We start from the raw sequence: 21,323 nt of genomic DNA, 5'->3' as shown, positions 1-21,323 counted from the left end.
CTTACTTATCCTGACTGATTTTCGTCCTCTTTGCAAAAAACTGGGATGCTCCCAACTCTTTGAAACTCTTATTCCTTTGCGTCCTTCTCTACGAGACGCTGCGCGAATGCGTCCTTTGCGGTTCGTTTTATTATGATTTTGCGTAAGTCCTGGATAATATTACTGATAAAATATCGAAAATGTGAGAACTTTACCCACCGCTCAAGCCTTATTTAGAAGGTAGTTTACAAGTTTGTGACCTTCATACCATTCATGATATCAAACCAATTGCGATCGCAGAACGTTTCGGGTTTGCCTTATTTAGTAGCTTACAAGCTTTCTTTCAAGAGAATTCCAATCTTTTGAGGGTCTTGCAAACAGTATCGAGACAGCAATCGATATTGAATTGGTTTTTGAGCCACGAGACTAAATAAAATGAAGTTGGACTAAAAAGCTGATAAAACTAGCTTATGCAAGACTCTAAACAAGAAATAAATGCCAGAGGTTCTATAGATTTAGAACAGCGAAGGAATTGGTATTCTCCCGTTGCTGATGTTTATTACAACGCCAGACCAAAATATCCAAAGGAACTGATCGAGCGGTCTGTCGTTCTAGCCCAACTTGACTCAGATGCATCGATTCTTGAGGTCGGTTGTGGTCCAGGAAATGCGACGGTAGCTTTTGCTCAATTTGGTTTTTCAATGACGTGTATTGAGCCAAACCAAGATTTTTGTCGTTTGGCACAACGCAACTGTGCAACCTATCCAAACGTTGCAATCCATAACACCTCATTTGAGGAGTGGGAACCGGAAGCAAAACAATTCAATGCCGTTCTATCTGCTAATGCCTTTCACTGGATACCGTCAGAGATTCGGTATGCCAAGGCAGCGACGGCATTACGCGACAACGGGTTTCTCATCCTGCTATGGAATCTGAGACCTGAACTGAAATATGAAGTTTACCAAGCGATCGAGGAAGTGTATCAAACCTATACTCCCTCACTTGTCCGGTATGAAGGTGCAGAAACTCAAGCGGAAATTTTGAGAGGGTTTGAACAAGACATTATAGACTCTGGTTATTTTAAGGAGTTGGTGACAGAGCAAATCGCGTGTGAGGTGACGTACACCATCGATGACTTCCTTAAGCTATTAAGTACCTTTGGGACACTGGAGCCAAAGGCGAAGGAGTTGCTATTTGCAGGATTGCGGGAAAAGCTGAGGAACTTTGGAGACAGTGTACAACTCTCGTTTCTTTCTGCTGTTCACGTTGCCCGAAAAGATGGATAAGCTGTTGAATTCGTTACGTAATGACGCAGCAATGCTAACTCTTGTGAATTTGGAAACTTATACTGGATGTGAAGCATCAGTGTAAGTAGTTCACTACAAAAAAAGAGCTATGCGAATTCTAATTGTGAAAGGCAGTGTGTTATTGCTCCTGACTGCGGTGACAACTGGCTGTGTCAATTCTTCCTCTGTTACAAAACAGCCACAAGCCTTACCAGTAAGCACTGAACAGCCGACAAAAGCAACTGTGTTGACCTCAACACCTACACCGATTGGAAAAACTACAGATAATTCTACCCCTGAAGCCACTATTGCCACAAATCCGACGCGCTGTGAAACTAGTCAATTGTCAGTGCGCCGAGTCTCCGAAGATGCTGGCGTTGGGAATGTTGCACTCACCTACGCCTTCAGCAATAACGCCTCATCCCCTTGCAACCTCTACGGTTATCCGGGATTGGCACTACTGGATGCAAAAGGTCAGCCTTTGGAGGAGGTTAAAGTTATCCGCTCCCAGGACACTTACTTTTCGAGTAAGCAACTTCGACAACAAGTAACTCTAGCTCCTGGAACACAAGCCTCATTTCAGATAGCATACAACCACATTAGTTCTCCAGAGGAACACTGCCCAATGTCTAGTAAAATTGAAATCACGCCTCCTAATGCTTACCAGCACTTTACCCTCACAGAACAAATCAAGCCTTGTACAGGCAAAGTCAGAGTGACTCCTGTGCGATCTGTTAACACTCAACCCTAGTAAATTTCTGTAATTTACTCAAACATCCAGAAATAGCATAAATTTGATCACAGCCTCTGATAAGTTCAGTATTGTACTGTTTAAAAAGGTTAAAAAATTCTATGGAAGGAATTGATGTTGCTGATCAAGACGGCAGAGTAGATTGGACGGCAGTAAAAAACTCTGGTAAAACTTTTGCGTTTGTCAAAGCTACAGAAGGAGTTAGCATCAAAGATTCTGCTTTTGCTCATCACTGGCAGACCATGAAAGCTGTTGGTATTATTCGGGGTGCTTATCATTTCTTTCACCCACATACATCTGACCCGGTTGAGCAAGCAAAGGAATTCTTAAAAACGTTGGGGAAATTAGAACCAGGAGACCTACCACCAGTTCTGGATGTAGAGGTAACTGACAGAGGAAGTAACCAAGCTGTAATTAATGGAGCGAAGCAGTGGTTAGCAGAGGTGGAAAAAGCCCTTCTACAACAAACAAAAAAACCAATCAAACCAATCATTTATACCTTCCCCAGTTTCTGGACAGAAATTGGCAATCCATCTGATTTTGCTAGTTATCCGTTATGGATTGCCCATTACGGAACCAAGAACCCAAGTATTCCTAGTGCTTGGCAGGGGCAATACTTAATCCATCAATATGAAGGCGATATATCTGGTGTAGCTGGTGTTAGTGGTCGAGCCGATTTGAATAGATTCAATGGATTGCAGCTAGGAGATTCTGGGCTAAGAGTAAAACAATTACAACAGCAATTAAAAAATATTGGATTATATACTGATGCCATTGATGGGCATTTTACGGAGTCAGTTAAAAATGCAATTGTTAGTTTCCAAACATCTAAGGGATTGCAAGCTGATGGAATTGTTGGTGTAAAAAGTTGGGTAGCTTTATTGTGGATTTAGAATGAATTGTACACTCAATAATATAAACCCATACTCATCATTAAAGAAATGTAAACATAGGTGATGTTTTACATCTGAGGTTTACTTGTTTTAATTAGCGAGTGCAGTTATTTTAAATATAGCTACTTATTGAAGATCCCTCACGGTGCTTAGAGCGCTTTTCAATAAGTAGCTAGGCGTAAATAAATTAAAGTTTGTAGTGAGTTAGCGCGGCAAGGGTAAGGACTTTAGTCCCGATAAACCTTGCTATGAGCGATTCATCGCTCACTACGAGCTAGGATTTTATTGTATGTTTAATTATGCCTACCTACTTGTAGCTATTTTCAATTCGGTGAGGTACAAGTATGCAGACAGACCTAATCCCCTAGCCCCCTTCCCGAAGCAGGAAGGGGGAAAAATTCAAAGCCTGTTTCCTAAAAAGAGAGAGGAATGGAAGTGAGGTCAAAACTGTACCTCACTAGGTCGAGAAGCGCTATAGTGTGTATTTCTATATCTGACTAGCATCCCGAAATGCACAAAAGTGAGATTTCACCTGAAAAAAACCTTTCAGGATGCGTTTGAGTGAATTAAACTTAACCCACCTGATAGCTTTATTCACTTCTACCCACTGCCGTTTTCTTTTACTTGCTTCTGGATAATCTTCACTCAGCATCTCCACTGGTAACAAATACATCTTAACCTGGTAAATTTTACCTCGTTTGCGGTACTTGTAAGTTCCCAGTTCATTGGCGTCTACCTGCCCAATTATCCCTGCTTCTTCCCATGCCTCTTTGGCTGCTGAAGCGGGCGGACTCATGCCATTAGGAATATCTCCTTTCGGAATTACCCAGTGTTGAAAGTTACGGGTCGTGATGAGCAATATTTCGACTTTGCCATTGTTCACTCTATAAGGAATCACCCCAGACTGTTTAAACACTTTGCTGACTTTTCGACTCATGTAATTTGCATCTTGTACGGTCTAGCTTTTTTGTACAATGTTTATTTCAAAAAGTCGAGAGCTGATACTGGATAAATTTTGGTTAATCTTAGGTTATGAAAAGGTTAAGTTTTTATCCATAAGAGTTAATTATTGGAAGTTTTTATTAATCTCTTAATATCGTTTCCAGATTCTAGCTGGCAATGCTCTTCAATTGCGGCTCTGCCGCTTGGACGAGAGGCGGTAGCCTCCCAATTGCATTCCCAGTCTCTACCTGGGAACGAGGCACGAGATTTTTAAAGCTTTTGGCTGTAATTTGATGTAGATAAAAATGTTTTATCCGTAGCGCATGTTGCATTTATACGAGAATTCCTATATCTGTTACCTTAATATAAAGTCAACTGGCTTAAAAGGTATATTCCTGATGGCTGATTGACAAATGCAGCATTATTCAAAACATTATATATTCTGGCATTAAGCTAGAATATATGTCACCAATGTAACTAACTTGACTTTTTCAAATTTTCGTAGATATACAGCGAAGATATTGTATTTAAATCTAATTCTTTAGGCTCATCTTCATTGTCATTAGTATTTTTAAACAGGACTGTAAACGCACCAGCCCCTAACCTATCTTGAGGAAACATTCGATAACAAGGCATTGTAGTTAAATGCGACTGATATTTAGCTAAATTACTAATTTCCATCGCCTTAAACTGGGGAAAGCGTTCTAAAAACCATTCACAAATTTGCTCATTTTCTTCAGGTGAATATGTACAAGTCATATAAGCCAGATAGCCTTGTGGTGAAACAATTTTAGCAGAGTTAGCTATAATGCGCTTTTGCCGATTTGCACTCTTATTAATAGCAGTTGGGTGAAAACATCCGGGTGCTTTTTCACCTTTAGCGAGTAAAGATTGTCCAGTACAAGGAGCATCTACTATTACTAGATTGCTAGAGCAGAGAAACATTTGGCCAAATATACTCGAATCTCTATTAACCACTGCACTAGGGCTGATCTGACAACGCTTAAAATTAGAAATTAGCATTCCCAGACGTTTGCCAATGACTTCATTACTGATCAGTAAGTCAGGTTGTAAAGCTTTCCAAGCGAAGATACTTTTACCTCCTGGTGCGGCACACATATCAAAAACTAAACGTATTGATTGAGGAATAGCTAACAAAGTAGTAGCTGCAAACACCGAAGAAAAATCTAAGCAATAGAAATATCCTTTTTGATGTAAGGGATGCTGACCAGGTTTTTCTCCCAGGTATAAGCGGTCTATAAATTTTGGTTGCCAAGAGGTTGGTGTTTCCACTGCCAAAGGTGAAATATCTGGCTTTTCTTGACACCAAAGAATACTGGGTGAAAAAGGCTGAGGATTCATTAAAGCCCCGATAAATTTTTCTTGTTCATCTAGATTAGTGAACAAACGCCGCGAGACTTTAAGTAATAAATTAGAAGGTTTTTCCATGTAGATATATAAATAACTAGGTTGTATCCAAATACAAATCAAACTGTTACACAAGAACAATGTAATTAAGGCTTTTGGCTTCATACTCAAAATATAATGACCGCCATTGGGATTGCAATGGCCAAGCTACCCCACTGCACCGGAGAAGGTCATGATATTAGAGAATTTTCCGCAAAAATTACGCAAAGAAGCACAACTATGGAGGGATGAAGGATTAATTAGTTCTTCGCTGTATGAGCAATTAGCAGAACGTTATCAATTTAAAAACCTGGAAGCTGCTGCACGCGATCGCAATAAAGCGATCGCGATTGCTGTAGGCGGCATCCTTTTATGCTTAGGCATAATTACCTTTGTAGCCGGAAACTGGCAGGGAGGGTCACGAGAAATCAAATTTATTCTGATGATGAGTTTGTTTTTTGCGATCGCTATCACTGGTTTTTACACCTGGAGACCACCTGAAGGAAAGAAGCCACAACGAAGTAAACGCCTACTGGGAGAGGGGTTGCTAATTTTAAGCGCCTTCATTTTCGGTGCAAATTTACTGCTGATGGCCCAGATGTTCAATATTGCCGGTTCAACTTCCCAATTGTTTCTCGCCTGGGGGTTGGGTGTTGTGGTGATGGCTTTCAGTTTGTCCTTAAATTCTTTAGGAATTCTGTCAATTGTCCTGGTGGAAATCGGGTACTGGACTGGACTAGAAGACTTGTGGTACGCTTCAGGTGAGTTTACTTGGTCGCGGCTAGTGGTGCAGCATATGCCTTTGTTGGCATGGCTGGTGTTTGTTCCGTTAGCCTACTTCTGTCGATCGCGCTGGATTTTTGGTCTAGCAGCCTTTGTCTTTGCTAGTTCCTTACAAGCCAACCTCAATCCGCTGCCACTGCTGAATTATGTTGATATAGCCCCTTGGGTGGCATCTTTTGCTTTTGCACTCCCACCTGCATTATTCTGGAGTTATGATGATTTGCTGTTTCCAACCATAAATTACAGGTTGTTTCAATCCCTGGCCCGTAATTTAGCGTTGGTAAGCTTTGGCATTGTCTTTTACGTTCTCTCTTTTCGTTGGGTCTGGGAATCTCCAAATTATGGTTATAATCAGCCAACGAATGTGACAAACTTGTTCCAGTCTCTGCCGATTATCGATCTGGGGATTCTCAGCGGGTTGGCGGTATTGCAATGGTTGTTTCTACTGCGTCAAAGAAATAACCCTCCGCGCCGCGAAGTGATTTTCACAACTGCTATCATTAGTACTTTTCTTGCCTTTATTGCCATAATACCTTTTTGGCATCAAACTATCAGCCGGATTGATGAACTTGGTGTTTTTATTTTCAATGTACTTCTAGCAACATTAGCCTGGGGACTAATTCAAGAAGGATTGAAATTAAGCAACAGAAATTCCTTTTGGGGCGGTATGCTATTATTAACAGTCCAAATTATCAGTCGTGTGCAAGAGTACGATACAGACTTACTTTTTAAGTCGCTGGTCTATGTCTTGTGCGGTTCTGCTTTAATTAGCGCTGGACTTTGGTTTGAACGCCGTCTGCCTGGTGGTAGCTCTACAAGTAAGAAGTAGTGCAAAAGATGAAACAAGCCGTGAAAATTTTAGATTTTTAATTTTGGATTTTGGTGAAGCAGCGCGGTGAGCCAGCGCGTTGGGCGGGTTTCCCGACTTGAAGCGACTGGCGAACCCGTAAGGGTCTTGGGGGTTTCCCCCATGAGCGACTGCTGAACCCGAAGGGATTGAATAAAAAAATCTAAAATCTAAAATTCTGAAATCTCTGTGCGTCAAAATTTTTAAAGTTTCTCTGCGTTAGTCCTAATCTCGTTACTTTTGACCCCCTCAATCCCTCTGCTTTTTAGGACTACGCTCATGACTAATAGTTCTTCTGAATCTAAAAATAAAACCTTGTCTCCCGAAGCCGAATTCTCCAATAAGGTGACTTTTCGGGATTACTTGATTGCCAGTGAACAAAAATCGAATAAGCCCTTACCTTTTTGGCGGTTACTAGCTCCCCTGGCGCTGCAAACAGGGCTAATTATGGCAGTACCAGCCCAAGCGGTATATACAGACGTGACAGGTAAGACGGTGATTTTGCAAACCGTACCTGTAGACCCTAACAATGTGCTAGAAGGTAACACCTTAGCATTAGATTACAACATATCCCGTACCGCAAATTTGAGCCGACTACCTGGTTGGCAAACATTAGTCAGCAGAGGCCGTGGAAGTGGCAGAAGATTGCCTGAAGGAACCAACATCTTCGTGATTTTGCAAGAGCAACTATCCTCTGGTCGCGGTGTTCCTAGAGCTTGGAGACCGTTACGAGTAAGTAGCGATTTTCCCACAACTCTTAGAGCCAATCAGGTAGCCTTAAAAGGTGTTTATCAGGATGGTTCTGTTAACTACGGCTTAGAAACGTATTACATAAAAGAAAACCAACGGCGGCAGATTACCAACGACTTACAAACCCAACGCGCCCGCAGAGGACAGCTACCACCGATTGTGGTGAAGGCGAAAGTAGATCCACAGGGGAAGGCAGTGCCAGTTAGTATGTGGGTGCGCGATCGCAACTATAGCTTTTAAGCTGTTAGTAGATCACAAACTTTTGGAAGTTAACGGAAAACAAGGGTTTGTGCCCTGGTGAAGAAAGAGTATTCAGCATTGGTACTAGAGCGATCGCTTTCAAACAGCTAATAGTATGGCTGAAATACTTATTAATAGGTTGTTTGTTGAGTCAGGGTGTTTTGCTGAAATGTCCATGTGGCAGCAATACGGTTCGGTTAAGATCCCCCCGCCTGCGGCGACCCCCTTAAAAAGGGGGTAAAATTGACACTCCCCTCGCCTAAAGGCGAGGGGATTCTAGCTTCACAGATTAGGGAACGCAGTGTTTGCCTTGGTCTTGTAGAGTTGCAAAGCAATCATAAAGTACAGATGAAGCGAATTGCAACATTTGGCTTGGCTTCATTCGCAATTGACAAGTAACGATTTTGCTAAATCTGCTTTCATTGGGATGTTCCCAGGCGACAGAAATGCACTATCACTTCGGATTTTTAAATTTTAACTGGCTAAGAAGTCTAGCTCTTCGATCAATCATTTCTGGTCTGGTCAAAATTCCTTGGGTAGGACTAAAAAATAATGCTAATAAAAATAGGACGGAAACAACTAAAACTATAGCTGCGCCTGATGGGACGTTCAAATAGTAACTAATATACATTCCAGTTACACTGCTAATTACACCAAGAATTGCGCCTAATTGCATCATTTGGTGTAACTCTTTCACTAATAAATAAGCTGTAATTCCTGGGCCAATCAGCAGGGAAACAACTAATACTACACCTACAGTTTGCATACTAGCAATAATCGTCAGTGTGATAGCACCAGTTAAACCAAAATGAATCAAATTAATTGGTAAACCACTTGCTTGAGCGCCAAGTGGGTCAAATGTATAAAATAGCAATTCTTTGTAAAAAAGCTTTACTAAAAACAAGACAACAACCGTAATAATTACAGTGCGTTTCACATCATCTGTAGTTACACCCAAGATATCACCAAACAAAAATTCATGCAGGTCTAACTTACTTTTCAATAGGGTAATTAGCATGATACCCAAGGCTAAAAATCCCGAAAAAACTAACGCCATCGCTGCATCAACTTTGATCCGAGATTGGGATTGAATCCAACCAATTACAAAGGTGCTGAGAGTTCCAGAAATAAATGCACCTAAGAAAATATCAATACCCAAGAAAAAGGCTATAGCTAGTCCTGGTAAAACTGCATGAGCAATCACATCTCCTAGTAATCCCATGCGTTGAACGATCAGGTAAGTACCGACAACAGCGCAAAGAACACCCAACAGAATTGCTGTAACAAGTGCTCCACGCATAAATTCAAAACTTAGGGGTTCAATTAGCCAATTTAACATTAAACTACTTCCCTATTCAAAATAAATACACTATCTCCATAGGCACGTTGAATATTATCTGCTGTCATCACTTCGTTCAGCGAACCGGTGGCAATTATTTGTTTATTTAATAACAGTAACTGGTCACATTTTTTCAAAATTGTTCCCAAATCATGAGTGACCACTAATAAAATCTTCCCTTGAGATTTTAGTTCTTCAAACACATCAAATATTATGGCTTCTGTCTTTTTATCAACTCCGACAAATGGCTCATCGAAAAATAATAATTCGGCTTGTTGTGCTAAAGCTCTTGCTAAGAATACTCGCTGCTGCTGTCCGCCTGATAATTCTCCAATTTGACGCGATCGCAACTCTAACATCCCCACCCTTGCCAAAGCATCTTTAACTATTTCTTGAGAGGATCGTGAAGGTGCGCGAAACCAGCCAGTATGCACAGTTCGCGCCATCAGCACCACATGCCAAACTGTGATCGGGTAATCCCAGTCTATTTGCGATCGCTGTGGTACATACGCAACAGAACTTAATTGTTGTTTCAAAGCGCGATCGCGAAACTTCACAACTCCACTCGTAGTTGGTACTAAGCCCAAAATTGCCTTCACCATTGTGCTTTTACCAGCACCATTTGGGCCAATTACACCCACAATTTGTCCCGGTAAGGAGCGGAAACTCACATTCTCAACCGCCATCACTCCTCGGTAATTTACAGCTAAATGTTTAACCTCTAACATAAATTTACCATTTATATGATAATGATAATCACTATAACTAAAGCAATCAAATTTATGATATCTTACAAATTGCGATTAAAATCCCTAGCTGCTCTTGCCTTAACATGCGGAGTACTTGGATGTAGTCCGAGATCAGAAACCAGCCAACCGACTCCCACACCTGCTAATAATGTGGTGGCTCCCCAAACAGGTACTTCACCTGTTCCAGCCAGTGGGAAAGGCCCATTAGTAGTGGCCACCAATACCGTTGCTTGTGGCTTAACTAAAGAAATCGCAGGTGATACAATTGACCTCAAATGCTTAATCGATCCTGGTTCAGACCCGCACGTATACCAACCAAAGCCAGAGGATAGCAAAGCAATTGAGCAGGCTAAATTAATTCTTTACGGCGGTTACAATTTTGAACCTGGTTTAATCAAGTTAATTAAAGCTAGTTCAAATTCTGCTGCCAAGGTAGCTGTAGATGAAGTTGCAGTCCCCAAACCTCAGCAGTTTGAGGAGGATGGTAAAACTGTTACTGACCCCCATGTATGGCACAATGCCCAGAATGGGATAGCTATAGCTGAAACTATTTCCCAAGAGTTGGCAAAGATAGCTCCAAATAATGCTGCAACTTATACCAGCAACACCCAAAAATTAACAAACGAAATCAGCCAGATAGACACCTGGATTAAATCAGAGATTGCCACAATTCCACCTAAGCAACGCAAATTAGTCACCACTCATGATGCTTTTGGTTACTATTCCAAAGCTTATGGAATTCCTCTTGAAGAAGCGCTAGGGGGCATTAGCACAGACGAAGCGCCGACACCGAAGCGAGTTGGTGCATTATCAAAAGATATTGAAAAAGAGGGTGTGCCAACAATTTTTGCAGAAACGACGATTAACCCGAAACTAATTCAAGCGGTAGCAAAAGAGGCAAAAGTTAAGGTTTCAGACCGAGAATTGTTTGCTGATGGTTTGGGAGAAAAGGGGACAGAGGGGGAAACTTACCAAGGAATGTTAATTGCCAATACACGCACGATTGTAGAAGGTTTAGGGGGCAAGTATACGGAGTTTAAGCCTAAATAAACAGAGTTAGGGACGCCGAATAGTTTGCCGTAGCGATCGCCCTCTTGATGGATACGAGAGTGTGTATCTATAGTAGAAGCGATCGCGCCGATAAAACCTAAGGCACAATCAGCACTGGGCAAGGGGAAAGGTTAATCACGCGAGTCGTGACACTATCATCAGCTCCCTCTTCAGTCAAACCTAGCCCTCGACAGCCCATGATGATTAAATCCGCCCCCATTTCATCAGCGACATCGCAGATAGTAAAAGCTGGTTTGCCTTGCCTTTCTAGAATTTCGGATTTAATTCCTTGCCCAGAAAATAAAGATTGGGCATTCTCCAGCAGTTTGGCAACTACCTCTGGTGACATCATCGGTTCTGTACTAGGTGCGTCTGGAGGTGGTTCTTCTACCACAGACAGCAGCACCAAGCGACTGCCGAACTTTTTAACTATGTTGGTCACCATATCAGCAGCTTCCCGGGTTTCCCGGCTTTGATCAATAGGAAATAGTACTGTCTTAAATATCTCTGTCACTTGGGTACCCCTGACTCCGGTAAAATCTTGATGGTTCTACTTTCAAAACAATAACAAAAAGGCAATCAGGAGAGTTTGGTGTGTCCAAAAAAAGTTTAGCAAGTTTATCTTCGGCTGATATATCTGGGAAACGTGCCTTAGTGCGGGTTGACTTTAATGTGCCTGTGGACGATCAAGGCAACATTACCGACGATACTCGCATTCGCGCCGCTCTACCAACCATCCAAGATTTGACGCAGAAGGGTGCTAAGGTCATTCTCGCCAGCCATTTTGGCCGTCCCAAGGGTGTGGATGACAAATTACGCCTAACTCCCGTTGCCAAGCGTCTCTCGGAATTGCTAGGGCAAGAAGTCATTAAAACTGATGATTCTATTGGCGATGAAGTTGCAGCTAAAGTTGGCGCTTTACAAAATGGCCAAGTGCTGTTATTAGAAAATATGCGTTTTTACCCAGAAGAGGAGAAAAACGACCCAGAATTTGCGAAAAAATTGGCAGCTAATGCTGATTTTTATGTAAATGACGCTTTTGGTACTGCACACCGCGCCCATGCTTCTACTGAAGGTGTGACTAAATTCCTTAGCCCTTCTGTGGCTGGATATTTGGTTGAGAAAGAATTGGAATATCTGCAAAACGCGATTGAAAATCCCCAACGTCCTTTGGCGGCAATTATTGGCGGTTCCAAAGTTTCCAGTAAAATTGGCGTGATTGAAACATTGCTGGAGAAGTGTGACAAGCTGATTATCGGCGGCGGAATGATTTTCACATTCTACAAAGCCCGTGGTTTGAATGTCGGTAAGTCGTTGGTGGAAGAAGACAAGCTAGAACTAGCGAAATCTTTGGAAGCGAAGGCTAAGGAACGGGGCGTTACCTTCTTGTTACCCACAGATATAGTATCAGCAGATAAATTTGCTGCCGATGCGAATGCGACAACTGTCAGCATTGAGAATATCCCCGATGATGGTATGGGTTTGGATATTGGCCCAGACTCGGTGAAAGTTTTCCAAGAAGCCCTTGCAGATACCAAAACGGTAATTTGGAACGGGCCGATGGGTGTGTTTGAGTTTGATAAGTTTGCGGTAGGTACGGAAGCGATCGCTCATACCCTCGCCGAAATTAGCAAAACTGGCACAACCACTATCATTGGCGGCGGTGACTCAGTAGCGGCTGTGGAAAAGGTTGGTTTAGCCGACCAAATGAGCCACATCTCCACCGGCGGCGGCGCTAGCTTGGAGTTACTTGAAGGCAAGGTATTGCCTGGAATTGCAGCTTTAGATGATGCTTAATAGCCATCTTTAGAATTATGTAGAGACGTTACATCTAACGTCTCTACATTAAATAGGTAAAAAACTGTGGAAACTAAATGGTTGGAATGGGCACAAAAGTTACAAGCGATCGCTCAAAATGGTCTAACCTATTCTGAAGGCCCTTTTGATATCGAACGCTACAAACAATTACGAGCGATCGCCACAGAAATGATGGCGACTTACTCAAATGTAGAACACAGCTATGTGCTTGATTTATTTAGCCGTGAAGTCGGATATGCAACTCCCAAAGTTGACGTGCGGGCAGCAATTTTTCGTGATGATACTATATTGTTAGTCAAGGAAAGAGCCGACGGCTGTTGGACTTTACCTGGTGGATGGGCTGATGTTGGTGAGTCTCCCAGTCAGGTAGTTGTGAAAGAAGTGTATGAAGAATCTGGATATCAAGCACGCGCTATCAAGCTACTAGCAGTCTATGACAGAGACAAACAGGGACATCCACCATTCCCGTTTTATGTCTATAAGCTATTTTTTAAGTGTGAACTTATTGGTGGTTCTCCATCATCAAGTATTGAAACTGAAGAAGTAGGTTTTTTCCGTGAAGATGCGTTACCAGAACTTTCTCTCGGACGTGTGACACCAGCGCAAATCACGCGACTTTTTCAACATTACCGCCAACCAGATTTACCAACAGACTTTGATTAGTAGCCGCTTTTGCCGATCTGTTAGCAAAAATCAAATAGGATTCCTATATATTTTTCAAAAAAATAGTTGAGTAATCTTCAATAATAAAAAGCACTAACTTTATTCAGTGTACTGAACTTAACCTGATTAAATTCAAAGCTATTGTTGACAATTTCAACCCTATGGAATGACAAGTATACGAAGACCAGCTATACAAGCAATTAAAATTTTATGAAGACTAGTCAGCAATTGAAGATGTGATGAAAACCACTAAGTAAATCTGACACACTTAGGAACTTTGTGATTTGATAGAAATAATAAATATATCACGCAAGTGTCGCTTTCACTGACAGTATTTTAAATAAATTACTGATAGTACAAGTAAAGCATTCAATTTGTGTCTTCAAGGTTATTCTTAGGACTCTCAAATGATAATGATTAGTTTTAAATCTAAATTACTAAACGCTATTCTAGCTGCTACCGCTGCATTCTCTAGATGAGAGCGGACGTTTATGAAGCCTGAACTTTGGAGAACAATTAAAAAGGAAATTACTGTTTGGCGTGTAGGTACATTACCAGGTATTGCAGTGATTGGGCTGGTGATGATTGCTCATCTCACTGGTTTAATGCAATCTATGGATGGGAATATATATGGATTTTGGCTTGGGGTTTGGTTGGAATTGCCATTGCTAGGCTCAGTAAATCACCTCTGATTAGTCTATTAGTTGTTGGTGTAGTTAGCTGTAGCCTGCTGGTCTTTTGTCATTTACTCCTGATTTTGGGGTTGGTGGGTTCCGCTGATCCCGACACTCGTTGTTTTAACTTTAAATGGTATGAAAATCACAGCTTTATATCAATACGATCAAGCTTTGCGTTCTGGAATTAGAGCTAGAGAAGCTCTTATTGAACGCATATTTGCAAAAATTCATAATGGCCCCCTGCAAAGCCTAGCTAAAGTTTTGAAAATAGTTCGAGACAAGGATTTACCAATGAATGACTTGTTACCAGAACTAGAAAAAGAGCTTGAAAAATTGAACCACGAGTTACGGGGGATTTATGAATTTTTGCAACGAGAACCTATCGATGAAGAAACTAATCTTTATTTAGGCAAAAATCTCGTGCTAAATTTGCGAGACCCTCTGCATGAAATTCTCTATCAAGTTTATAACTCTACCTTGGAGCGAGAGTTTCCCTGTTTTAAAACTATCAAAGTTAAAATCAGAGCTTTTGAACCTCTAAATGAACGAGCCTTGAATATTGAACAAAAGCAGGGTCTCTGCCTATTTTTGGAAGAAGCTTTATGCAATGTAGGCAAACATGCTACAGGAGTCACCCGTCTCGAAGTTACCTGCTCTTCATCTGAAGGCTGGTACACTCTAAGCATTATCGATGACGGCTTAGGGGTGAATTCATCTAGAGAAGGTTGGGGAACACAACAGTTTAGAAATTTAGCTCGAAAATTAAAAGGAAAATTTCGGCGAGTACCCCTTTCTCTTAGAGGTACTCTTTGTGAGTTATCTTGGCCAATAGTTAAAAAATCAAGCTGTTTTTAGACTTTTGACTATTGCTCATATAAACATAAATTATAAAAAAATTGATTAATTATTCTTAATAATTAATCAATTAATCCTTCTTCTCTAGCTCGCATTTCAGTTTGAATTCTGATATTTTTTCCCTCTTCAGGATAAACATTTAAAGCGTCTTGTAGTTTACTCCAGTAATGACGCACCATCCGTTCAGATATACACATACGTTCAGCAATTGTTTTATCTTGCAATCCTTCCTCAAATGCTAAAGTCAGCACCCTGAGCCACTCTGGTTTAACCTCTAATACAGAATGTATTCCTTTAATATCTTTTGTATGAGTTAAACCCTGTAACGCCCAATCAATCCTGGTCAACATTTCCTGAGTCGATAGGCTTTTATCCGCGACTGTAAAGCCTCCTTTATGACTATCAATATCAAGTCTAATTCTTACCAGGGTTCTTACATTAGCACTTTGGACAACAATATTTAAGTTGGGATAGTTTTTCGTCAGAGTTCTTAGAAGTTGAACCCCTATATCAGGTCGGGCTGTCATTCCAGAGTTATCTGGAATAGAAAGATCCATCACAACCATATCTGGTTGTGAGGTAGTAATTTCATAAAGAGCGTTCTTAGCATTTACCGCAATGATGAATTCAGCGTCAGGGTAATGCTTTTGCAATACATTAACAGTTCCAGCTAAAACTGATTCGTGGTCATCAATTACTAAAATTTTTAGCAACTCTTTATCTTTTAAATCTTGTTTCATAATTAACAACACCCTGATTAAGTCGTAATTTAACTAATCTACAAACTGCAATAATTGGCTGAGTATATCGATTACGCTCCAACCAAAATATCTTACTGAAAATCTAAAATATTTTCAACATTTATTTTGTAATTTTTAAATAATTTGTAAATTACAATTATATTAGTTATTATACTCTTTTTGTGTACCTTTTTAAAAATAAATCATAACTATTACTTCTTGACAAATTCTTTATGAGTTTAACCTGTCAAGGAGGAGTAAGTACTGACCTAGAGACTTGATACCTTTATAAATTTTTCCATGCACTTTATCGGAATAATTCTTACCAATAAAAGTGACAAGTAATGCTTAGGTTATCTTTACGATAAAAGCATTTACCTGAAGTTAAAAATCGAAAACTTTTGCAAAGATACTCTAATTCTCTTAAATAAGAAGAAAAAATAATTGTAGATGGCTCAGGATATGTAATTTTTACCATTAGCTGACCGATATTTTTCTGTTGTTTTAAACTGATAAAAATTGATATAGGAACCGAAATATTCGGCAAAGTTAATATTAGTAATTCTTCTAAAGATTTGAAAACTATCAAACTCCGTTCAGCTTGCTCATATCGCCAGTAGGGTGGTATATCGAAATGAAAACAGAGGTGGGAATTTGATCTTAACCACTGTTCTAATAGGCACTCAATAACCAAAGGTAGGCTATCTTGAATATATGCCGGAAATAAGCGATCACTCAATTGCACTAGAGCGTGATGAAAATTATCAGCTTGTTTTAGGTATTCTTGGATTTTATTGATTGTTAGATTTAGGTTGTCTTGTGCCAATAAATCCAAGCTGCGACGAATTGTGAAGGATTCTTGTAATAAACCTTCATGAATTTTACTTGCTTCTAGAAATAGTTTGAGAGATTGTCTATAAGACCACCATTGTAATGCTTGCTGAATTCTATAATAAGTTTTCAAATACATTATCAATGTCAGGACATAAATAGCTACAACTGTAATTTGTACATAAAATTCCATTATCACATATTTAGATCCTTATAAATCAGTAATTAACCTAGCCTTTCTCAACATAAATTGCAGTGCTGTTTCTTCTTTTGAAATAATGTCAGCTTTGGCTTCCATTCCAGATTGGATATGACACTGCCGATCGCCATTACCAAATATCATTATTTCAGGTTGAATAGTAGCTTCAAAGTAGCTATTTCCAGGGGTTGTAGAACCTGATATGGGGCTTTCTGCATTGTTACTTTTAGACGTAATTGTATCGGGAGAAACAGCCGTGACCACACCTTTGAGAGTGCCATAATCAGGATAAGGACAAGCATCAATTCGCAATTGCACTTTTTGACCAACTGCGACATTTTTAATTTCCTGAGTAGGGATAACTGCTTTAATAACTAGAGGAGCATTATTAGGAGCAATTTCAGCAATAGCTTCGCTAGCACGTAGCACTTGACCGGGGTTGCGTAAATTGAGCTTGAGAATAATACCATTACTACTTGCTCGCAGAATAGTATCTTGTAATTGACTAATTACTTGTAAAAGTTCTTTATGAGCTTGTCCGAGTTGGTTTTGCATTTCCACTCGCCGCTGAATTAAAGCTTGTTTTTCCTTTTTTAAAATAGCGATGCTGACTTCACCTCTAGCAAATTCTTGGGCAATGTGATCTTGAGCGATCGCAACTGTGGCAGTGGTAGGATTAACAGCACCTAAAGCTACTTGCACTTTAGCTTTAGCAATATCAACAGCTTTTTTTTCAGCTTCAAGTATGGCTTTAGTCTGGACAACAACTAGCTTTTTCTGCTCAAATTCGCGCTTACCAATTGCGCCAACCTGCGCCAACTGCTCATAGCGATCGCGATCCACCTCAGCAAAGCTTAAATCAGCTTCGGCTTTTTGCAATTCTGCTTGGGATTTTTGCAAACTTGCTTGTGCTGCTAGTAATTCGCTGCTGGTGGTAATTTGTCGTTCTTGATATTCCCGTTGATTACGTGCTAAATCCGCTTGAGCAGAGGTCACAGTTCGCTCTGCTACTGTTGCTTCAGCGACAATTTGAGTATCTAAAATCTTAATTTGGGCATCAATTTGAATTATTTGTAACCTGATTTGTTGAATGTTATCTTTTAATTGACTCTGTTTGATTTGCAGTTGTTCATCATCTAAGCGAGCAATCGTATCTCCCTGTTTGACTAATTGATTTTCTTTCACAAAAATATCTTTAACAGTCCCTTCAATTTTCGGTTGCACTAACCGAATTTCTCCTGTAGGACGCACTACTGCTGCTGCTTTCACTGTCACATTATACTTCACCCATGAGCTGAGACTAATTCCAGCGCTAAGACTTCCAACCAGGAAAATTCCTGCTAAAGATGTCCAACGACTCACAGGAGGAAGAAACTCTTCACTTTGTACTGATGGCAGAAGTTTTTTACTATCTGTGTAGAGCATAATTATCTGAATAGATGTTAATAATTAAGAATTTAAAAATTCCAAATGCTCTCCAGGTTGGGAGCGCAACTCATTTAAATAACCTTGAGTTTTTAACTTGCCTTGGTCTAGTAGAACTATCCAATCAGCACGATTAACTACCTTAGGACGGTGAGTAATCAAAATAGTGGTTTTACCTTGGCGATGCTTAAACAATTTATCTAAAACTTGTGCCTCACTTACTGGATCAAGTCCACCAGTAGATTCATCCAAAATAAGAATTGGTGGATCTGTGACAATGGCTCTTGCTATTGCTAATCTTTGCCGTTGACCACCAGAAATATTTGCTCCAAATTCCCCTAAAACAGTTTGATATGTATTAGGTAGCTTACTAATAAATTTATCAGCTTCTGCCACTTGACAAGCTCTCACAATCTCTTCAAACGTAACTTCGGGAGCACCTAAGCGAAAGTTTTCTACAATCGACCTACTCCAAAAATGAGGTTCTTGGGGAACAAGAACCACCTGTTTTCGGAGACATTCAAGGGACAGGTCTTGAAGGTTATAGAGTCCAATACGAATATTGCCAGATTGCAGTGGATATAACCCAGCAATAAGTTTAGCTAAAGTGCTTTTGCCACAACCAGATTTACCGATTAATGCAACATTTTTCCCACCAGGAATTATTAAAGAGAAGTCATCTACTAAATCTAGACGACCAGCATAATGAAAATTAATATTTTTACAAATAATGTCAGCATCCTCTGGAATCTTGGCGTAAGGCTTTATCTCGTCGCCCTCATTTTCTGAGGTAGCATCTATGACTTCTGTTAGACGTTGTGTAGCAGTTTTTGCGCGAGTAAATTCCTCAACAAAGCTGATTAAAGTAGCAAATAAGCCCAGAAAATTACCATTCATTGAGTTAAAGGCAAATAGTTGCCCGATACTCAGGTTTTCTGCTGGGTTAATTACCAAATTGCCACCAAACCAAAGCAAAATAACGCCACCAACTCCCGAAACCAAGCCAGAAAAAGTATTATTAATGATCCCAATGTGTATTGTGCGATATGTAATGTTAGCAAGACGACCAAATCGACTTTGTAATTCCTCCCAAAATTGCAACCCAGATGTAGTGGTTTTGAGAGTTAGTGCGCCTTTAAAAGTTTCTACTAAAACCCCTTGTGTTTCTGCTTCTTGAACTAAAAGCTCACGAGTTTTTTTCTGCAAAGTTGGTTGAAAGACTACTGTCGATAAGCTCATCATTATAGCGATGAATACAGCTACTACAGTAAGTTTCCAGCTATAAAAAACCATGAATCCAAAAGAAATCAAGGCAATAAAAAATTGGCTAGGTAAACCAACAACAACTTGAGCAACTAACTGATTAATTTGGTCGATATCTTGCAGACGACTAACAATTTCACCACTGCGACGGGCTTCGTAGTATGAGAGAGGTAATCGGAGAATTTGCCGCCCAAATTCTAGCACTAACCCCAATTGCAGACGTTGGGCAAAGTGAGCAATTAAATTAGACTGCACAAAGGACAGACTACGGGAAATAAAATTCATCACTATCACAGCGATCGCTACAGTAGTAAGTAACTTTGTATCCCCTCTAACCAGCACATCGTCAGTCAAAATTTGCATCAAAAAAGGGGAAGCTAAAGATAGCAATCCCAACATCAGGTTAAGAGGTAAGGCTTGAGCTAAAATAGCACGATAAATCCAGACGCGCCTGAAGAAACGCCAAAATCCACCTAGTTTTTCATCTTCTTGAGCAAAAAACTTTACATCTGGCTCAAGTAGAAGCATCAACCAATCTGTACAACCTTCGGCTATCTCTTTTTTAGAAAGATAACGGATACCTACAGCCGGATCAGCAACTAAACATTTTTGACCTTTATTACCATATAAAACAACCCAGTGATTACCTTTCCAGTGAATAATTGCAGGTAGTGGTGCTTCTTTAATCCTGTTTAAAAATTCTGGTGAAGTTTTAACTGGACGAGCATTGAAACCAAGTGTTTCTGCTCCTCTCTTTAACCCTAATAAAGTAGTGCCGAACTGCCCAGTACCTACAGCTTCACGGATGCGACTGAGAGTAAAAGTCCGTCCATAATATTTAGAAATAGCAGCAAGGCAAGCAGCCCCACAGTCTTCTTCACTATGCTGTTTAACAAATTGGTATTTCATAGGTAATTTACCTTAGCTAATGACAACTCTAAGCTAATAATGTTGTCAATCTGTTGGTATAGTTTTTGATAATTGGAGTGCGATCAACTGATATAGGACTCATCTCTGATTTTTGAACAAGATTTCAGAGAAAACTCTGATAAAACGGGTTTTTCAGTCTCAGTATGTTTTCAAAAATCAAATCGGAGTCCTATAAAATCTTTGAGGATTAACCTAGAAGAGACATCATGCTAAACAACATATTAAGTAAACCAGAGTTGCTCCTCGCTGACCTACGCCCCCGTTGTTGACTACCTAGACTGAATCCAAAGGTAACTTGTGAGAACCTATATCCAGTTTGTTGAATAGAAGAAATACTACCATTACTACCAGATAGATTAATTGCACTATTGGCAAAAGTTTCTATATCTGTTTTTTGGAAGAACAAACTTTCAAAATCTAATCCTGAAGAAAGGTAACGTCCACCAGAGATAGTTTCTTGTTGTTGTGCTGATAAATCAAGAAATAATTCAGAAACTTCCGGTTTGATATCCTTAGACATAGTTATTATGTTTGTAAAAGGAGAATTTAGATAATTTATAATCAGGCATAAGTTAAACCACATAAAAAATCTTAGGGGTTTAAAATAAAGACACTTTTTTTGCCTTTTGCGTCTTGAAAAAATATTTTTACCCAATTAAAAAAATCAATTTACAACCTTAGAGTGCAAAAGATATATTTTATTCTTTCTGCCTTCTGCCTTCGGTAAAAGCATTAACCTAACACCAAAATTTAGAATGTAAAATGTAGTTAACTTTCAGTAATTCATGGAACCATAATTAATTGTATGTCCACAAAGATTTAATATATAGCTGATTGCTAACTGCTATGAAACCAAGAAGCTAGGGAAAGATAGGGGAGCGCTGATTACTCCCCTTCGTAACGCGT

19 protein-coding genes and 1 pseudogene are annotated in these 21,323 nt (G+C 40.0%); 10 read left to right on the top strand and 10 right to left on the bottom strand.

Annotated elements, in window-relative coordinates; translation table 11 throughout:
- The first annotated feature begins 449 nt into the window (after positions 1-449).
- The 3 genes from Q0541_RS15650 (at position 450) to Q0541_RS15640 (ending at position 2,909) form a co-directional block, all read left to right on the top strand.
- A complete protein-coding gene (locus tag Q0541_RS15650; RefSeq protein ID WP_298911610.1) occupies positions 450-1,265 on the top strand; it encodes a class I SAM-dependent methyltransferase in 816 nt (271 codons plus the stop codon).
- Positions 1,266-1,374: 109 nt separating this feature from the next.
- Complete coding sequence (locus Q0541_RS15645) at positions 1,375-2,016, top strand: DUF4232 domain-containing protein (protein WP_298911609.1); 642 nt, start codon at positions 1,375-1,377, stop codon at positions 2,014-2,016.
- A 101-nt stretch (positions 2,017-2,117) separates the two neighbouring features.
- Positions 2,118-2,909, top strand: coding sequence for a GH25 family lysozyme (locus Q0541_RS15640; RefSeq protein ID WP_298911608.1), 792 nt, complete (start codon positions 2,118-2,120; stop codon positions 2,907-2,909).
- 487 nt (positions 2,910-3,396) lie between these two features.
- Here Q0541_RS15640 and Q0541_RS15635 read toward each other — a convergent pair whose 3' ends face one another.
- Both Q0541_RS15635 and Q0541_RS15630 read right to left on the bottom strand, forming a co-directional pair.
- Positions 3,397-3,846: an NUDIX hydrolase gene (locus Q0541_RS15635; protein ID WP_298911607.1), complete on the bottom strand. Its 450-nt coding sequence runs from the start codon at positions 3,844-3,846 to the stop codon at positions 3,397-3,399.
- A gap of 482 nt (positions 3,847-4,328) precedes the next feature.
- Positions 4,329-5,300: an RsmB/NOP family class I SAM-dependent RNA methyltransferase gene (locus Q0541_RS15630; protein ID WP_298911606.1), complete on the bottom strand. Its 972-nt coding sequence runs from the start codon at positions 5,298-5,300 to the stop codon at positions 4,329-4,331.
- 151 nt (positions 5,301-5,451) lie between these two features.
- Between Q0541_RS15630 and Q0541_RS15625 the strand changes: the two genes are divergently transcribed.
- Positions 5,452-6,870: a DUF2157 domain-containing protein gene (locus tag Q0541_RS15625; protein WP_298911605.1), complete on the top strand. Its 1,419-nt coding sequence runs from the start codon at positions 5,452-5,454 to the stop codon at positions 6,868-6,870.
- 297 nt (positions 6,871-7,167) lie between these two features.
- Positions 7,168-7,878, top strand: a complete 711-nt coding sequence (locus tag Q0541_RS15620) for a GDYXXLXY domain-containing protein (protein WP_298911604.1) — start codon at positions 7,168-7,170, stop codon at positions 7,876-7,878.
- A gap of 454 nt (positions 7,879-8,332) precedes the next feature.
- Here Q0541_RS15620 and Q0541_RS15615 read toward each other — a convergent pair whose 3' ends face one another.
- Positions 8,333-9,217 carry a metal ABC transporter permease gene (locus tag Q0541_RS15615; protein WP_298911603.1) on the bottom strand — a complete coding sequence of 295 codons (885 nt, stop codon included), beginning with the start codon at positions 9,215-9,217 and terminating at the stop codon, positions 8,333-8,335.
- Positions 9,217-9,945, bottom strand: a complete 729-nt coding sequence (locus Q0541_RS15610) for a metal ABC transporter ATP-binding protein (RefSeq protein ID WP_298911602.1) — start codon at positions 9,943-9,945, stop codon at positions 9,217-9,219. Before Q0541_RS15610 ends, Q0541_RS15615 begins: the two co-directional genes overlap by 1 nt.
- A gap of 54 nt (positions 9,946-9,999) precedes the next feature.
- Here Q0541_RS15610 and Q0541_RS15605 point away from each other — a divergent pair, with 54 nt between their 5' ends.
- On the top strand, positions 10,000-11,016 hold the full coding sequence (locus tag Q0541_RS15605) for a zinc ABC transporter substrate-binding protein (RefSeq protein ID WP_298911601.1): 1,017 nt from the start codon (positions 10,000-10,002) through the stop codon (positions 11,014-11,016).
- A gap of 97 nt (positions 11,017-11,113) precedes the next feature.
- Here the strand turns inward: Q0541_RS15605 and Q0541_RS15600 are convergent, their stop codons facing one another.
- A complete protein-coding gene (locus Q0541_RS15600) occupies positions 11,114-11,521 on the bottom strand; it encodes a universal stress protein (protein ID WP_298911612.1) in 408 nt (135 codons plus the stop codon).
- Positions 11,522-11,610: 89 nt separating this feature from the next.
- Between Q0541_RS15600 and Q0541_RS15595 the strand changes: the two genes are divergently transcribed.
- The 4 genes and pseudogenes from Q0541_RS15595 to Q0541_RS15580 form a co-directional block, all read left to right on the top strand.
- Positions 11,611-12,813, top strand: coding sequence for a phosphoglycerate kinase (locus Q0541_RS15595; RefSeq protein ID WP_298911600.1), 1,203 nt, complete (start codon positions 11,611-11,613; stop codon positions 12,811-12,813).
- Positions 12,814-12,879: 66 nt separating this feature from the next.
- Complete coding sequence (locus Q0541_RS15590) at positions 12,880-13,497, top strand: NUDIX hydrolase (RefSeq protein ID WP_298911599.1); 618 nt, start codon at positions 12,880-12,882, stop codon at positions 13,495-13,497.
- A 491-nt stretch (positions 13,498-13,988) separates the two neighbouring features.
- Positions 13,989-14,189 (top strand): hypothetical protein, encoded by a 201-nt coding sequence (locus tag Q0541_RS15585; RefSeq protein WP_298911613.1) that lies wholly within the window; start codon positions 13,989-13,991, stop codon positions 14,187-14,189.
- Positions 14,114-15,029: pseudogene (locus Q0541_RS15580) on the top strand (histidine kinase); the annotation flags it as partial. The gene Q0541_RS15585 and the pseudogene Q0541_RS15580, both read left to right, overlap by 76 nt.
- Before the next feature lie 62 nt (positions 15,030-15,091).
- Here Q0541_RS15580 and Q0541_RS15575 read toward each other — a convergent pair.
- The 5 genes from Q0541_RS15575 to Q0541_RS15555 all read right to left on the bottom strand — a co-directional run bounded on the left by Q0541_RS15575 (position 15,092) and on the right by Q0541_RS15555 (position 20,937).
- Positions 15,092-15,769, bottom strand: coding sequence for a response regulator transcription factor (locus tag Q0541_RS15575; protein WP_298911598.1), 678 nt, complete (start codon positions 15,767-15,769; stop codon positions 15,092-15,094).
- 322 nt (positions 15,770-16,091) lie between these two features.
- Entirely contained in the window at positions 16,092-16,739 is a 648-nt protein-coding gene (locus tag Q0541_RS15570) for a hypothetical protein (protein WP_298911611.1), read from the bottom strand.
- 72 nt (positions 16,740-16,811) lie between these two features.
- Entirely contained in the window at positions 16,812-18,224 is a 1,413-nt protein-coding gene (locus Q0541_RS15565; RefSeq protein WP_298911597.1) for an HlyD family efflux transporter periplasmic adaptor subunit, read from the bottom strand.
- A gap of 24 nt (positions 18,225-18,248) precedes the next feature.
- A complete protein-coding gene (locus Q0541_RS15560; protein WP_298911596.1) occupies positions 18,249-20,396 on the bottom strand; it encodes a peptidase domain-containing ABC transporter in 2,148 nt (715 codons plus the stop codon).
- 208 nt (positions 20,397-20,604) lie between these two features.
- Positions 20,605-20,937 (bottom strand): hypothetical protein, encoded by a 333-nt coding sequence (locus Q0541_RS15555; RefSeq protein WP_298911595.1) that lies wholly within the window; start codon positions 20,935-20,937, stop codon positions 20,605-20,607.
- Between the last annotated feature and the right edge of the window lie 386 nt (positions 20,938-21,323).

The organism is uncultured Nostoc sp. (assembly GCF_937863485.1).
Taxonomy (GTDB): Bacteria; Cyanobacteriota; Cyanobacteriia; order Cyanobacteriales; family Nostocaceae; genus Nostoc.
Note: the sequence above shows the minus strand (reverse complement) of the source record. Positions and strands in the feature narration are given on the sequence as shown.